General features: G+C 68.6%; 12 protein-coding genes. 4 read left to right on the top strand and 8 right to left on the bottom strand.

Going from position 1 to position 15,830, the window contains the following annotated elements; genetic code table 11:
- Window positions 1-9 precede the first annotated feature (9 nt).
- The 4 genes from rbsK to deoC form a co-directional block, all read right to left on the bottom strand.
- A complete protein-coding gene (gene rbsK, locus FHY06_RS32125; RefSeq protein WP_184607439.1) occupies window positions 10-972 on the bottom strand; it encodes a ribokinase in 963 nt (320 codons plus the stop codon).
- 5 nt (window positions 973-977) lie between these two features.
- Window positions 978-1,430, bottom strand: coding sequence for an RbsD/FucU family protein (locus tag FHY06_RS32120; RefSeq protein WP_019658219.1), 453 nt, complete (start codon window positions 1,428-1,430; stop codon window positions 978-980).
- A 121-nt stretch (window positions 1,431-1,551) separates the two neighbouring features.
- Complete coding sequence (locus FHY06_RS32115; protein ID WP_260310821.1) at window positions 1,552-3,981, bottom strand: aldehyde dehydrogenase family protein; 2,430 nt, start codon at window positions 3,979-3,981, stop codon at window positions 1,552-1,554.
- Window positions 3,982-3,989: 8 nt separating this feature from the next.
- Window positions 3,990-5,048, bottom strand: a complete 1,059-nt coding sequence (deoC, locus tag FHY06_RS32110; RefSeq protein WP_184607437.1) for a deoxyribose-phosphate aldolase — start codon at window positions 5,046-5,048, stop codon at window positions 3,990-3,992.
- 231 nt (window positions 5,049-5,279) lie between these two features.
- Between deoC and FHY06_RS32105 the strand changes: the two genes are divergently transcribed.
- From FHY06_RS32105 to FHY06_RS32095, 3 genes are all read left to right on the top strand, one after another.
- A complete protein-coding gene (locus FHY06_RS32105; protein WP_184607436.1) occupies window positions 5,280-6,068 on the top strand; it encodes a DeoR/GlpR family DNA-binding transcription regulator in 789 nt (262 codons plus the stop codon).
- Window positions 6,069-6,198: 130 nt separating this feature from the next.
- A complete protein-coding gene (locus FHY06_RS32100) occupies window positions 6,199-6,729 on the top strand; it encodes an Lrp/AsnC family transcriptional regulator (protein ID WP_019658215.1) in 531 nt (176 codons plus the stop codon).
- 172 nt (window positions 6,730-6,901) lie between these two features.
- Window positions 6,902-7,726, top strand: a complete 825-nt coding sequence (locus FHY06_RS32095) for a hypothetical protein (RefSeq protein WP_019658214.1) — start codon at window positions 6,902-6,904, stop codon at window positions 7,724-7,726.
- A gap of 46 nt (window positions 7,727-7,772) precedes the next feature.
- On the opposite strand, the gene FHY06_RS32090 is transcribed toward FHY06_RS32095, so the two are convergent.
- The 4 genes from FHY06_RS32090 to FHY06_RS32075 all read right to left on the bottom strand — a co-directional run bounded on the left by FHY06_RS32090 (window position 7,773) and on the right by FHY06_RS32075 (window position 14,803).
- Complete coding sequence (locus FHY06_RS32090; protein ID WP_184607435.1) at window positions 7,773-9,971, bottom strand: histidine phosphatase family protein; 2,199 nt, start codon at window positions 9,969-9,971, stop codon at window positions 7,773-7,775.
- A gap of 118 nt (window positions 9,972-10,089) precedes the next feature.
- Entirely contained in the window at window positions 10,090-11,022 is a 933-nt protein-coding gene (locus FHY06_RS32085; protein WP_184607434.1) for a dimethyl sulfoxide reductase anchor subunit family protein, read from the bottom strand.
- An 8-nt stretch (window positions 11,023-11,030) separates the two neighbouring features.
- Window positions 11,031-11,867, bottom strand: a complete 837-nt coding sequence (locus tag FHY06_RS32080; protein ID WP_221404473.1) for a 4Fe-4S dicluster domain-containing protein — start codon at window positions 11,865-11,867, stop codon at window positions 11,031-11,033.
- A complete protein-coding gene (locus tag FHY06_RS32075; RefSeq protein ID WP_184607433.1) occupies window positions 11,864-14,803 on the bottom strand; it encodes a molybdopterin oxidoreductase family protein in 2,940 nt (979 codons plus the stop codon). Before FHY06_RS32075 ends, FHY06_RS32080 begins: the two co-directional genes overlap by 4 nt.
- An 82-nt stretch (window positions 14,804-14,885) precedes the next feature.
- On the opposite strand from FHY06_RS32075, the gene FHY06_RS32070 reads away from it, so the two are divergent.
- Entirely contained in the window at window positions 14,886-15,830 is a 945-nt protein-coding gene (locus FHY06_RS32070; protein ID WP_020723278.1) for a LysR family transcriptional regulator, read from the top strand.

Raw genomic sequence — 15,830 nt, 5'->3', positions numbered from 1 at the left:
GCTTGCGGCTCAGGCCGCCGCGCGGTTCAGCAGCGCATCGACCTCGGCGCGCGTGGGCATCGAGGGCGCGGTACCGGCGCGCGTCACGGAGATGGCGGCCACGGCCGAGCCGAAGCGTGCGGCTTCCAGCGGCGACGCGCCCTCGGCCAGCGCGGCTGCGAAGCCGCCGTTGAAGGCATCGCCCGCGCCGGCCGTTTCCTTCACCGCGCCGGCATGGAACACGGGCAGGTGCACCGATTCCTTCGCGCTGTGCAGCAGCGCGCCCTTCTCACCGAGCGTGATGAGCGCACAGCCGACCCCCTTGGAGAGGAAGAAGTCGCCTGCGCGCCGCGCGTCGTCGACGGTCTCGACAGCAATGCCGCTGAGCGCCGCCGCCTCGTGCTCGTTCGGCGTGATGTAGTCGCACAGCGCATACACCGCGTCGTCGAAGGGCAGCGCAGGCGCGGGGTTGAACACCGTCACCGTGCCCGCGGCCCGAGCGAGCTCCAGGCCGCGCTGCGCGGCGCCGGCCGGCTGCTCCAGCTGCGTGACGAACACGCGCGCACCGCTGATGGCGTCGGCGGCCGCATCGACGTCGGCCGGATCGATGAGCGCCGCGGCCCCGGGCACCACGATGATGGCGTTGTCGCCCGTGACCTCGTGCACGTAGATGAAAGCCGCGCCGGTCGGCTGTGTGGTCACCTGCGGCACGCGTGGCGTGATGCCTTCCTGCGCCCACAGTTCGAGCGCGTTGGCGCCGAAGGCGTCCTGCCCGAGCTTGGAGATGAAGGTCACCTGCGCCCCGGCGCGTGCGGCGGCCACGGACTGGTTCGAGCCCTTGCCGCCGGGCCCCATCGCGAAGCCGGAGCCTGCGATGGTCTGGCCCACGCCCGGAAGGTCGGCCGCGCGGAAGGCGAGGTCGGCCACGAAGATGCCGAGCACGGCGACGCCGTGCTGCCGACGCTGGTTCTGATGCGAGGAAACGGCGCTCATCGCGATCAGGCCTCGGGGGCGATCACGCCCTTCTTGAACACGAAGCAGCCGTAGAAGCGGCGCTCGCCGGTGGCGATCACGCAGTACGCGCGGCGCGCGGCTTCATAGAAAGCGAAGCGCTCGATAGAGCCCATCGGACGCGGGCGCCCTTCCGCCGCGTCGATCTCTCGCTGCATCTCCTGCTGCACCGGCGGAATCTCATGGGGCGCGCCCATGATCTCCATGCGCCGCGCGGGATCGTCCACCGCGTTGTCCAGCGGCAGCACCGACAGGATGGCGCGCGCCGCCTCGGTGGTGCCCACGCCGTCGATGCGCAGCAGCCGGCCCAGCGAGGTCTGGCGGGCGACCGAGTCGGCCGGGAAATTGGCGTCGCACAGCACCAGTTCGTCGCCGTGACCCATCGCGCGCAGGGCGTAGAGCACGTCGGCGTTGAGCAGCGGATGGATGGACTTCAGCATGCGGTCTCCTGATTTGGTATGGCTTTCGCGGTTGCGATCTTAGATAAAGAAAACGTTTGCGCAAACGTTTGCTTCTCGGGGATTTCCCTCGGTTTCGATAACAGGAACGACGGCTGCCCGTTCATTCGCCATAGGGAATCCAGATGTTCTTGACCTGCGTGGCGTGCCGCAGGAACGCCGGGCCTTCGCCCGATGCCGGGTCGCTCCAGTCGGTGGCCAGGCCGTGGTCGACCAGGGTGCGCTTGAGGTTGCCGACCGACAGCCGCTCGGCATCGCGCGACAGTGCCTTGTCACCGAAGACCCAGAGCGCGTCGACGTCGTCGTGCTCCGCCAGCGTGCGCACGAGGCTCGCGGCCGGGCCGGTCACGATGTTGACGACGCCGCCCGGCAGGTCGGAGGTCTCGAGCACCTGGTAGAAGTCGGTGGCGACCAGCGCGTGCTTCTCGCCCGGCACGATCACCGTGCGGTTGCCCATGGCCAGATTGGGCGCCAGCAGGCTCACGAAGGACAGCAACGGCGCCTCGCCGGGGCACACCACGCCCACCACGCCGATCGCCTCGACAGTGGCCAGCGCCACGCCGCGCAGCGGCGGTACGTGTACCGTGCCTTCGTACTTGTCGGCCCAGGCTCCGTAGGCGAAGAGGCGGCTCACCGATGCTTCGACCTCTGCCTGCGCGGCCTTCGCCGCAACGCCGGTCAGGCTCGCGATGCGCGCGGCGAACTCGCCTGCGCGCGCCGAGAGGTTCTCCGCGAGGTAGTACAGCGCCTGCGCACGCCGATGCGGCGTCGCGCTCGACCAGCTTGCAGCCGAGCGTGCCGCGGCGACCGCGTTGCGGATATCCTTGCGGTTGCCCGTGCCCACCTCGCCGGCGCGCTGGCCGTTGGCGGCGAAGACGCTGCTGGAGAGTTCGCCGTCGGGCCGCACCTGCTTGCCGCCGATGAAGAGCTTGGCGGTGCGGTCGATGACAGGCAATGCGAGCGGAGTTTCATCCTTGGCATCTGCCGCTTCGTTCGCCGCTACGACGGCCACGGCATCGACATCAGCGCGCGGCTTGCGCTGCGCCCAGGCGCGCGGCTTCAGGTATTCGTAGCAGCCCTCCCTTCCGCCCTCGCGGCCGTAGCCCGATTCGCGATAACCGCCGAAGCCCACCCCCGCGTCGAACAGATTGGTCGCGTTGACCCACACCACGCCCGCCTGCAGCTGCGGCGCGATACCCAGCGCGAGGCCGATGGTCTCGCTCCACACGCTGGCTGCGAGGCCGTAGCGCGTGTTGTTGGCCAGCGCGACGGCTTCGTCGGGCGTGCGAAAGGTCATCGTCACCAGCACGGGGCCGAAGATCTCCTCGGTCGCGACGGTGGATGCCGGCTGCACGCCCGTCAGCAGCGTCGGCGGAAAGAAGCTGCCGCCCGGCGGCAGCGCGCCCGGCGCCTGGTAGCAGCTTGCGCCCTCGCGCACGCCGGTGGCCACGAGCGAGCGCACGCGCTCCAGCTGCGTGGGGTCGATCAGGCTGCCCATGTCGATCGCCTTGTCCAGCGGCGAGCCCACGCGCAGGGTCTGCATGCGGCGCTTGAGCCGCGCGATGAACTCTTCGGCGATGCCTTCCTGCAGCAGCAGCCGCGAACCGGCGCAGCACACCTGGCCCTGGTTGAACCAGATCGCATCGACCACGCCCTCCACCGCCGCGTCGATGTCCGCGTCGTCGAACACGATGAACGGCGACTTGCCGCCCAGCTCCAGCGTGAGCGACTTGCCCGTGCCGGCCGTGGCGGTGCGGATGAGCCGCCCCACTTCCGTAGAGCCGGTGAATGCGATCTTGTCCACGCCCTCGTGCGCGACCAGCGCAGCGCCGGTGGCACCGTCGCCCGTCACCACGTTGAGCACGCCGCGCGGCAGGCCCGCCTGCGCAGCGAGTTCGGCGAACAGCAAGGCGCTCAGCGGCGTGAACTCGGCGGGCTTCAGCACCACGGTGTTGCCCAGCGCGAGCGCGGGCGCGATCTTCCACGCGAGCATCAGCAGCGGGAAGTTCCACGGGATGATCTGGCCGACCACACCCAACGGCACCTGGTCGGCGAACTCGCGCTCCTGCAACTGCGCCCAGCCGGCGTGGTGATAGAAGTGGCGCGCGGCCAGGGGCACGTCGAGGTCGCGCGTCTCGCGGATCGGCTTGCCGTTGTCGAGTGCCTCGACCACCGCCAGCAGGCGCGCATGGCGCTGCACCATGCGGGCAAGCGCGTACAGATGCCGCGCGCGGCCATGGCCGCCGAGCGCGAACCAGCCAGGCTGCGCGGCACGCGCTGCAGCCACCGCGGCATCCACGTCCTTCGCGGAACCTTGCGCAATGCCTGCAAGGCGCTGGCCGGTGGCCGGCTCGGCCGTGTCGAAATGCGCGCCTTCGGATGCGGGGGTGAATCGCCCGTCGATGAAATGGCCGAAGCCTTCGGCATGGCGCGCGAGCCATTCGCGCGCGTCGGTGTCGCTCTCGGGCGCGGGGCCGTAGTCCATGGTGTCGAAGTAGCGTGCGACGTTGCTGCTGGTGTTGTTGTTGCTCATCGGGCTGCTCATCCGATCGGGTGGCGGTTGTAGGCCGAGTAGCGGCCGGTGACGTGGTGCTCCAGCTGGCGCTCGATGTCGGCCAGCAGCGTGGAGGCGCCGATGCGGAACAGGTCGGGCTCGAGCCAGTCGCGGCCCAGCTCCTCCTTCATGAGCACCTGGTAGTCGAGCGCGGTCTTCGCGGTGGAGACGCCGCCTGCGGGCTTGTAGCCCACGCGCAGGCCGGTTCGGGCCTCGTACTGGCGGATCATCCGCAGCATCGCGAGCGTGACCAGCGGCGTGGCGTTCACGCCCTCCTTGCCGGTGGAGGTCTTGATGAAATCGGCGCCGGCCATCATGCAGACCATCGAGGCCTTCGCGACGTTGCGCAGCGTCTTGAGCTCGCCGGTCGCGAGGATCGCCTTCACATGCGCCTCGCCCGCCGCGCGGCGGAAGTCGAGCATCTCGTCGTAGAGCTTCTTCCACTGGCCGGCGAGCACGTGCTCGCGGGTGATGACGATGTCGATCTCCGAAGCGCCGTCGCGCACCGAGGCCTCGATCTCCTTGAGCTTGAGCTCATGCGGGATCAGCCCCGCCGGAAAGCCCGTGGACACCGCCGCCACCGGGATGCCGGTGCCAGCCAGTGCCTCGACCGCCGTGGAGACGAAGCGGTGATAGACGCACACCGCGCCTGTGTGCAGCTTGCGATCGGCAAAACCGAGTGCGGCCAGCAGGTCGGGCCGAACCGGCGTCACGGCCTTGGCGCAGAGGCGCTTCACGCGTTCGGCGGTGTCGTCGCCGCTGAGCGTGGTGAGGTCGATGCAGGTGATGGCCTTCAACAGCCAGCCGGCCTGCGCGTCCTTCTTGACCGAGCGGCGGCCCGGCAGCGTGGCCACGCGGCGCTCGGCGGCGGACAGGTTGAAGCGGATGCCGTCGATCCAGCCGAGATCGAAAGGCTGGGCGGAGTTGCGCGCGGCAGCGGTGTGGGTCGGCGCGGGCGTCTCGGCGGGCGCCCGGGGCGCGGCCGCCGGCGAAGCCGGGCGCGAACGCACCGCGCCGCTGGGGCGAACGAGGGAAGTGGAAGTCATGAATGGGCGGGCGCCGTGGCGCGCAAGGGCCGCAGGTGCGGCGGGACGGCAAGGGGCATGTCTTTTGTCTCCGAGCCTCGTCGCATCGAATCGGATCGCGGCGGGCCTTGGTGTTCGTGTTGGCGCAAATGTTATTACAACAACATTTATCCGCGCAATATGTTTTTCAAACAACATCGAAACCACGTGCGATGCCCGATACTCCGGCAGGTGGACCTGAGGAAACCGAACATGAGAAGAACCGCCGGAGCCGAAGCCCGGGCCGTGCGCCTGGCCAGGATGCAGGAACTCGTCGAGGCCGGCGGCCCGCTGCCGATCAAGCAGGCGGCGCAGCAGCTCGAGGTGACGGAGATGACGATCCGCCGCGACCTGGCGTCGGCCGAATCTCCGCTCTCCGCACTCGGCGGCTATGTGCTTGCGACGACGCTGCCGGGCGCCGAGCGCTACTCGCTCGACGAGGCCAGCGACCAGCACGCGGCCAACAAGCGCCTGGCCTGCGAGCGCGCCGCCGAACTCGTGCAGCCGCACGACAGCCTGTTCATCGACTGCGGCACCACCATGGTCCATTTCGCGGAAGCGCTGCCGCCCGAGATGCCGCTGAGCGTGGTGTGTTACTCCACAAACATCGCGCAGGTGCTCAGCCGCCGCCCGAACACGCAGCTGATGCTGCTTGGCGGGCTGTACCACTCCTCCTCCGCCACCTTCTTCTCCGACGAGGGGCTGCAGTACCTCGCCAGGCTGGGCGTGAACAAGGCCTTCATCTCGGCGGGCGGCATCGACGTGGAACGCGGCGCGAGCTGCTCCAACTTCCACGAGGTGCCGGTGAAGCAGGCGGCCATCCGCAGTGCGTCGCAGAGCTTCCTGGTCATCGACGAAAGCAAGCTCGGCACGCTGCGCCCCGCCTTCTTCAGCCCGCTCGATGCCTTCGCTCGCATCGTGGTCGGCGGCTCGCCGGAGCCTTCGCTGAAGAAGCAGTTCAAGGACCTGCCGCTGGAATTCGCGCGCGCAGCCGACGCGTAGAACGAGCACCCTGCGGCGGCCAAGGCACGACATTGCCCCGCCGCATCGATCAAGGAGAATCGCGACGATGGCGCGGACCGGCATCCGGTCCGCGCACCCCACCCACTACCCGCGATCCTGCGATCCCGCGATGAACACCGGCACCGTTTCCCTCGACGAGCACTGCCTCAAGATCCTCTCCGCGCTGCAGCACGACGGACGCCAGACCGTGCAGCAGATCTCCGAGGCCGTCGGCCTCTCGCCCACGCCCTGCTGGAAGCGCATCAAGGACATGGAGGCCGCGGGCGTCATCCGCGGCTACACCACGCTGGTCGATCCTGAACTGGTCGGCCTGCACGTCTCGGCCGTGGCCGAGGTGAACCTCGACCGCCACAGCGAGACGATGGTGCAGCGCTTCGAGGAGGCCGTGGCCGCCAGCCCGCAGATCATCCGCTGCGTCTCGGCCACCGGCCCCGCCGACTACATCCTCAACGTGACCGTGCCCGACATGAAGCACTACGAGCGCTTCCTGCACGAGGTGCTGTTCAGCCTGCCCGGCGTGACGCACGTGCGCTCGAGCATCGTGCTGCGCGAGATCAAGTCCGAGACCGCGCTGCCGCTGGACCACCTGCTGCCGGGCACGCCAGGCAAGCCCCGCGCCGCGGGTTTGCGCAGAAGCTAGGGACTGCTCAAACCATCTCCGGGGCCGCGAAGGGCGGCAAGGAGCGTTGGGGCACCAACGCGCCCCCGGGAATGGTGTGGACAGACCCTGATGCCGCCCAAGGGCATCGGCACCGTGTGCCGAGAGTCGTGTGGAGAATGACCGCATCCTCCGCCCCGATCGCACACCGACCATGCCCCTGCCCAAGCCCCTTCTGCTGCAACGCGCCTATCTCCTGCTCATCGCCGTGCTGGTGTTCGCCGGCTGCTGGGTCGCACCGATCGACGCGCCCGCGCGGGCCCAGGTCAACGACGGACTGAAGCGCGCACTGACCACCTTCGCTGCAGCACGCGCGCTCGGGGCAGTGGTGTCGGTTGCGCAGGGCACGCAGGTCGATGCCACGCCAGGCGGCGTGGGCGTGAGTTTCGCGCCGGGTCAGGCACTGAAGCCGCTGAACGAACTGATCGAGCAGTTCGCGGCGGTGATGCTCGCGGCCAGCGTGTCATTCGGCATCCAGCTGGTGCTGCTGAACATCGGCGCACACCATCTGATGTCGTACCTGGTCTGCGCCGTGGCGCTGGCCTGGATCGCATGGCGCTGGCGGCGCGGCAGCTCGCCGCGCTGGCTGCAGTCGGCGCTGATCGGCCTGCTGCTGGTGCGTTTCGCCGTACCGCTTGCCGCGGTGGCCAATGAAGGTCTCTACCGTACGTTCATGGCCAGCGACTACCAGGCCGCGCTGTCGGGCATCGAGCAGTCGCCCGCCGCCGTGGTGGACGCAACGAAAGAGGCACCGGCCGCGCAGGAAGGCTGGCGCGACCGCATCGAACGCTGGCTGCCCAAGCTGCCGGACCTGAAGGCCACCTACGAACAGATCCTGAAGTCCGCCTCCGACTGGGCCGAGCGGATCGTGAAGCTCATTGCACTGTTCGTTCTGCAGACAGTGGTGCTGCCGCTGGCATTCCTGTTCGCAGCGTGGCGGCTCGCGCGAGCCGCCATCCGCGAGCCCGCACGCAGGTAGGCGGGATCGCGCGGCCGGCTTCGCCTGCTGCGAATCGAAAGCGGGCCTACTGCACCACGCGGCCGTAGCAGGACTTCAGGGCCGCATAGTCGTAGTAGTGGGCGGTGCCGGCCTTCTTCGCACCGTCGCACGCGGCCTTGAAGTCGGTTTCCTTCTCGTTGTAGAGCATCTTCACGAGCAGCTTGCCGCTGCCGTCGGCGTACACGTCCCATTGCATGTTGGCGGCCATGGGCGACACGTATTCTCCGCGCCATGGGTTGCTGCCGTAGCTGAAGCTGGCCGCCGCGGGCACGCCCTGGTCCACGCCCTTCAGCCCCATGCGAACAGCGAAGGGCATGATGATCTCGGCGTGCGCGAAGCGCAGCTTGGCGGCATGGGAGCGATCGCCGCGCGCAATGGCGTCGACCTCGTTGAACATGTCGTCCACCAGGATCTGCGACATGCGCGAGGTGATGTCGCCCTTCTCGGTCATGCCGGGGCCCTTGTCGTAGAAGTCGGACCCGTCGTTGAGCGCCGCGAAGAACTTCGCCTGCGCCGCCGGCATGTAGGCGGCGAAGTCGACGCCAGCCTCGCTGCGCATGGCTGGAGCGATCACGTAGAGCTCGTACAACAGCGACCCGGCATCGCCCGGGGACTTGATCGTGGTCTTGCCGTCGCCGTCGATGCTGGAAAAGAACTTGCCGTCGTCGCTCGCGAAGCTGCGGGAGCCGGTGTTGGCGAAGCTGTAGCTGCCGTCGGCGATCTTGTCGACGAAGCTCTTGGCGAACAGCCGCTCCAGCAGCACGCGGCCGGCCGCCGCTGCCTCCGGCGTGACCGTGAGGCCGCTCTGCTTGGCGGCGAGATCGGCATCACCGGACTTGTAGGCCTGGTAGGCCTGGCTGTCCCGATAGGTCGGGTAGAGCGGATCGTCCGTCTTGCTCACCAGGTCGGTGGCTTTCACGAGCTTGTGGAAGTAGAGCAGGAAGCGGTTGGTGCCGGCCGGTTGGCTCGCCGCCGTGCCGGTGTCGGGGTACGGCGCCGGTGCCGGCGGATAGGTGACGAGCGGCGCCAATGCAGGCTGCGTCGCCTTGAGCGACTGCACGAAGAAGCTGCCGCTGTCGACCGCGCGATCGACGCCGGAAGTCACGGTCACGATCTGCCGCGGCGCCGAGCCGGCGCTGTCGCCGACCTGCTTCCAGAAGGCCGGCAGGCGCTGCAGAAGCCGGGCCGCCAGCTGCGTGTGCTCATTGATGCCGACCTGCGTCTCGTTGCCATAGCCCGGCTTGGTGATGCCCGCGACGCCGTAGCCCAGCAGGAAATTGGCCTTCATGATCTTCAGCACGTCGGCCCCCAGCTTCTGGCCCAGCGGCGTGAGCGCGCCGTCGTCCCGCGCCTTCTCCCACATGTTGTAGACCGCCAGGTCGTACTTGAGGCTGGAAAGGCCGCGCGAGCCGTGGCGCGCGATCATCTGCGTGTAGACCGGCGAGAAGCCCGCGGGCGGCGCTTCGTAGGTGCTGACGTCCTGCTGCGGGCGGTAGGGAGCCTTGGTCTGGTAGTAGCGGTCGGTCAGCGCTGCGGCGGTCAACACGGCCTTGATGTCGTCGCCGCTGGCCGACGCAGCGATCGCATCGCGGATGCGCTGCAGCCCTTCGTCGGAGGCAGCCTTGAGCGCGGCCTTCGCCACGGGGTCGGCCTCGGTGTTGAAGTCTCCGAGCAGCTTGGCCGCGATCACGCCCACGGAGATGGCCACCTTCGCGGTGGCAGCCTTGAAGTCGATGCCGCCCGCTTCCATTTCGGCGACCACCGCGGTCGAGTGGAAGTCGACGACGCCCGGCGCCTCCTTCGGCGCACGCAGCACAAGCCGGGAGGTCACGGGCTTCGAGGTGGAGGTGGCGGGGTCGAGTTCGGTGGCGTCGGTGCCGATCTCGGCCACGATGCCGGCGCCCGTACCTGCGAGCGTGTATGCACCCCGCTTGTCGGTGCGGGTGGATGGCTCGCCGTCATCGCAACGGCCGTTGGCATTGGTGTCGAGGCAGACCTTGGCGTTGACGAAATAGCTTCCGACGACCATGCCGCTGGTGCTGGCTGCTGCCGGCGCCGCTGCCGGGGCTGGAGCCGGCGCAGGAGTCGCAGCGGCGGGCAGCGGCAGGAACGAGTTGCCTGAACCTCCGCCGCCGCCGCAGGAGGCCAGCAGAACTGCGAGCAGGCCGAGTGATGAAGCTGGCAGGCATGCCAGGGCGCGGTTGCGTGAAAGGTTCGGCAGCATTGGAAGGACCGTGGACAAAAGGCCCGAATCCTTCCATGCGCAGGTGACGTGCCCATGACGCTCGAGCACCCTGGCTCGGCAGCCAAGGCTCGGGCCGCCCCTCCAGTCGCCTCGAGACTCAGGAAACGACCTGGTAGTACAGGTTCTGCGGATGCCGCGCCTGCGCAAAGAAGAACCAGCGCTCGGCCAGCAGCCCCGGCGCCTGCACCAGCGCCGCGAGCACCCACGGCAGTGCGCCCCCGACCGTCAAGCCCCATGCCAGCAGAAACGCGGGCAGCACGAAGGCCAGCAGAAGAAAGCCGAGCTTCATGTTGCCCAGCACGGCGAGCGATGCGCCATGGAAGAACTCGCGCGTGTTGAACGACCCGGCCGACATTCCCATCGACTTCTGCACCAGCTTCTGCGTGCGGATGCCGGTGGCCGACTGGAGCGTCGACTTGTGGCGGATTCCCGCATTGCGCCGCAGCGCCGTGACGCGTGCAGCCCACGCCGCCAGCGTGGCGACCAGCGCGAAAGGCCCGAACACCTGCACGAAGCGCGCCTCGCCGGCCAGCGCCGCCATCGCGCAGGCCAGCACCAGCCCCGACGACAGTCCGATCAGCGTGAAGTTGACGATGGTCAGCGGATGCGCCCATTCCTCGATGAAGCGCAGGCAGGCATAGATCATCGCGGTGCAGTACCAGAGCAGCAGCGCGCCGCCCAGCGCCAGCATGGGCAGCAGCCACGACCAAGGCGCGCCCAGGCCCGCCCGCAGCGACAGCCACCACAGCGCCACCAGCGCGATGAAGGCCGGCAGCACGATCACTTCGCGCGACATCCACGAGGTGCGCCACATCAGCACTGCGCGCCATGCGCGCGTCTTGCGGCCCAGGTGCATGAAGGATGCAGCGAGTCCCGCCGCCAGCAGCACCTCGGCCACGCCCAGCGCAAGGCCCAGGAAGCCCGGCGCGAGTTCGAGGCCGCAGAGCACGGCCAGGGCAAGCGCGAACACCAGCCCCTGCGCGGCGCCGGCCAGCGTGGTGAAGAAAAGGATCGAGAACGCCGGATGCATGTTGCGGCCTACTCCAGCTCTTGCGTCGACGACGTGATGCGCCGCGGCAGGTAGCGGTTGGCCGGGTTGGTCTCCCACTCCGGCATCAGCTGGTAGCCGCCGCGTTCGCGTATCGCCTTCGACACTTCGGAGTCGGGGTCCTTCACGTCGCCGAAGAGACGTGCGCCGGTCGGGCAGGCCTTCACGCAGGCGGGCTTGCGGTCCTCCTTGGGCAGCTGCTCGTCGTGGATGCGGTCCACGCACAGCGTGCACTTGGTCATGACCTGGCGCTCCTCGTCCAGCTCGCGCGCGCCGTAGGGGCAGGCCCATGCGCAGTACTTGCAGCCGATGCACTTGTCGTAGTCGACGAGCACGATGCCGTCCTCCTTGCGCTTGTAGCTCGCGCCCGTGGGACACACGGGCACGCAGGGCGGGTCTTCGCAGTGCAGGCAGCTCTTGGGGAAGTGGATGGTCTCGGTGGCCGGAAAGGCGCCCGCTTCGTAGGTCTGCACGCGATTGAAGAAGGTGCCGGTGGGGTTGGCCGCATAGGGCCGCTCGTCGGCCAGCGGGCCAGCGCTGCCGGAGGTGTTCCACTGCTTGCACGAGGTGACGCAGGCGTGGCAGCCGACGCAGACGTTGAGGTCGATGACGAGGGCGAGCTGTTTGGCGAGGGTTTCGCCCTGCTCGGCGCGTTGGGTTGCATTACTCCCTCCCCCTCTGAGGGAGGGTTGGGGTGGGGGCACGCCGGCCTTCAATGCGACAAGGCTTCCCGTTGCTCCGCCGATGCCCCCACCCCTGCCCTCCCCCAGAGGGGGAGGGGGCAAGACCGGGGCGGACGTCATGAGGTCCCTGAGCCACTGCATCATTTCCGAGCCCTCCCCGCAAAGTACGTCAGAACACTCGCCGCCTTGCCCAGCACCCCAGGCACGGCCGGCATGCTCGCGACCTGCGGATAGCTCTCCTCAGGCTCACCCGGCTCGGCCGGCCGTATGCGCACGCGCACGTCGTACCAGCCCGCCTGCCCGGTGATGGGGTCGGAGTTGCTGATGGTCCCGCTCGCGGTGCCTGCACAGGGCAGCTCCTCGCTGATCAGGTGGTTCAGCAGGAAACCCTTGCGCGCCTCGTCCGCGCCCGGCGCGAGCTGCCATGCGCCGTCGGCCTTGCCGATGGCGTTCCAGGTCCACACGGTGCCGGGCTCCACCGCCTCGCTGTGGCGCAGCATGCAGCGCACCTTGCCCCAGCGGCTCTCGACCCAGCACCAGCCACCGTCGGCGATGCCCGCGGCCTGCGCGGTCACCGGGTTCACGTGCAGGTAGTTGTGGCTGTGGATCTGCCTGAGCCATGCGTTCTGCGAGTCCCACGAGTGGTACATGGCCATCGGCCGCTGCGTGAGCGCATTGAGCGGGAACGCATCGAGATCGGTCGCCGCTTCTTCCAGTGGCGGATACCAGAAGGGCAGCGGATCGAAATACGTGTCGATGCGCTCGCGCAGCGCATCGGGCGGCTGCCGACCCGCGGCCTTGCCCTGCGCCGCGAGCCTGAAGCTCTGCAGCGTGTCGGAGTACAGCGCCAGCTGCACCGGGTCGTTGCGCTGGCGCCAGCCCTTGTCCTTCGCGAAGTCGAGGTACTCCCGGTTCCAGTTGCGCATGTAGTGCATGGTCTCGGGCATGTGGTAGTGGAAGACGCAGTTGTTCTTCTCGTAGGCCTCCCACTGCTTCGGGTTCGGCGCGCCGCGCAGGTGCTCGGTGCCGTCCTTGCCGCGCCAGCCCATCAGGAAGCCGATGCCCGGCTGCGGCTCGAAGTTGACGATGAAGTCCGGGTAGCCGCTGTACTTGCGCCCGCCCTCGGGCGTGGTGAAGGCCGGAAACTTCAGCCGCGAGGCCAGCTCGATCAGCACCTCCTGGAAGGGCTTGCACTGCCCCGTGGGCGGCACCACTGGAATGCGGACCGAATCGACGGGCCCGTCGAACTCCGAGATCGGACGGTCGAGCATGCCCATCACGTCGTGGCGCTCGAGGTAGGTGGTGTCGGGCAGCACGAGGTCGGCGAAGGCCACGGTCTCGCTCTGGAAGGCGTCGCACACCACCAGGAAGGGGATCATGTGCTCGCCCTTCTCGTCCTTGCGGTTGAGCATCTCGCGCACCGCCATCGTGTTCATGCTGGAGTTCCATGCCATGTTGGCCATGAAGATCAGCAGCGTGTCGATGCGGTACGGGTCGCCCTTCACCGCATTGGTGATCACGTTGTGCATGAGCCCGTGCGCCGACAGCGGGTGTTCCCACGAGAACGCATGGTCGATGCGGATCGGCGAGCCGTCGGGGTTGATCGCCAGTTCGTCGGGGCTGGCCGGAAAGCCCAGCGGCGCGGCATTGAGCGGCGTGTTCGGCTGGATCATGCCGGGGTCGTTGAAGGCCCTGTAGTTCGGCACGATGTGGCGCGGGTACGGCGCCTTGTGCCTGAAGCCGCCCGGCGCGTCGATGGTGCCGAGCACGCTCATCAGCACGGCCAGCGCACGCACCGTCTGGAAGCCGTTGGAATGCGCCGCGAGTCCGCGCATCGCATGAAAGGCCACGGGCCTCGCCTGCGTGGTCTCGTGCTTCCTGCCCCATGCGTCGGTCCACGGAATGGGCAGCTCGAAGGCCTGCTTCAGCGCCGTCTCGCCCATCTCCCGCGCCAGCTTGCGGATTCGCGCCGCGTCGATGCCGGTGATGGCCTGCGCCCACTCGGGCGTGCAGCTCGCCACGCGCTCGCGCAGCAGCTGGAACGAAGGCGCGACGCGCGTGCCGTCGGCCAGCGTGTAGTGGCCTTCGAGCGCGGGGTCGCAGCCATCGGCGATGCCTTCGGGGTACGCGGGCTTCACGCTGCCGCTGGCCTTGTCCCACACCAGCTTGTTGTGCGGATTGCGACCGTCGCCCGGCGGGCCGCGCTCGGGATCGAAGGCGAACAGCCCCTCGCGCTCGCAGTCGTCGAGCACCACCAGCTGCGGCGCGTTGGTGAAGCGCTTGAGGAATGCGTGGTCCACCAGCTCGTTGCCGATCAGCTCGTGCAGCAGCGCCATGAAGAGCGCGCCGTCGGTGCCGGGCTTGATCGGGATCCACTCGTCGGCAATGGCCGAATAGCCGGTGCGCACCGGGTTGATGGAGATGAAGCGGCCGCCAGCGCGCTTGAACTTGCTGATGGCGATCTTCATCGGGTTGCTGTGATGGTCCTCGGCCGTGCCGATCATCACGAAGAGCCTGGCGCGCTCGAGGTCGGGCCCGCCGAATTCCCAGAAGCTGCCGCCGATGGTGTAGATCATTCCCGCGGCCATGTTGACCGAGCAGAAGCCGCCGTGCGCCGCGTAGTTGGGCGTGCCGAACTGCCGCGCGAAGAGGCCGGTGAGCGCCTGCATCTGGTCGCGCCCGGTGAAGAGCGCGAATTTCTTCGGATCGGTGGCACGGATCTTCGCGAGCCTCTCGGTCAGCATGTCGAAGGCGCGCTCCCAGCTGATCGGCTCGAACTCGCCCGCGCCGCGCTCGCTGCCGGCCTTGCGCAGCAGCGGCTGCGTGATGCGCGCGGGGGACACCTGCTTCATGATCCCCGAGGAGCCCTTGGCGCAGATCACGCCCTGGTTCAGCGGGTGGTTCGGGTTACCGTCGATGTAGCGGACCTCGGGGCCCTTCTCGCCCTCGCGCAGGTGCACCCGGATGCCGCAGCGGCAGGCGCACATGTAGCAGGTGGTGGTCTTGACCGTGGTGTCGGCCGTGGGCGTGGGCGCTGCCAGCGGGTCGTGCACGGGCTCGCGAGACAGGAAGCTGAACACTTGGCGGTCCTTTGTTTTCAGGCGGGTCCGTTCGATGGTATGCAGCCTCGATCAAACGAAAAAGCAGAGAATATCGCTCACCATGACCGGAAAAACTGATCAGCAGCAGGGCACGGCATCGAGCCCCCGCCTGCGCCTGAACCTGCGCCAGCTCGAAGTGTTCGTCGCCACCGCCCGCGAAGGCAGCACCCGCGCCGCGGCCGACCGCATCGCGCGTTCGCAGTCGGCGGCCAGCAGCGCGCTGGCCGACCTGGAGTCTTCGGTGGGCGTGCAGCTCTTCGACCGGCTGGGGCGCCGGCTGGTGCTCAACGAGAACGGCCGGGCCCTGCTGCCCAAGGCGCAGGCGCTGCTGGACCAGGCTGCAGAGGTCGAAGCGCTCTTCAGCGGCGAGCATGCGGCGCCGCTGCGTGTGGCGGCCAGCTTCACCATCGGCGAATACCTTTTGCCGGAGCGGGTGTCGACCTGGACGGCACTGCATCCGCAGAGCCAGGTGCACCTGCACATCGCGAACACGCACGACGTGATCGAGGCGGTGGCGGGCTTCGACGTGGACGTGGGCTTCATCGAAGGCCCGCAGACGCACCCCGACCTCGTGGTGCGGCCCTGGCGCGAAGATGAACTGGTGATCGTCGCCGCGCCCGGCCACGAGCTGGCGGGCCGCATCGCGACCCACAGGCAACTTTCGCAGGCCACGTGGGTGCTGCGCGAGCATGGCTCCGGCACGCGGCAGGTGACGGACGCATGGCTGATCCAGAACCTGGAGCAGGTGCACGTGGGCTTCGAACTGGGCAGTACCGAAGCCATCAAGCGCGTGGTGGCTTCGGGCACCGGGCTCGCATGCCTGTCGCGCTACACGGTGGCGCAGGCGCTGGAAGACGGGCACCTGGTGGAACTGCGCACGCGCCTGCCAGCCGGGATGCGGCGGCTGGCGACGGTGATGCATCGTGACAAGCTGCTGGGCCGCGCGACGGCGGATTTCCTGCGCCACTGCGGCGCGGTGGTCCCGCGCCCCTCCACCTCTCGCTAG

It is taken from the genome of Variovorax atrisoli, assembly GCF_014195185.1.
Lineage (GTDB): Bacteria > Pseudomonadota > Gammaproteobacteria > Burkholderiales > Burkholderiaceae_C > Variovorax > Variovorax atrisoli.
The sequence above is the reverse complement of the archived record's forward strand: the minus strand, read 5'-3'. Positions and strand labels throughout refer to the sequence as shown.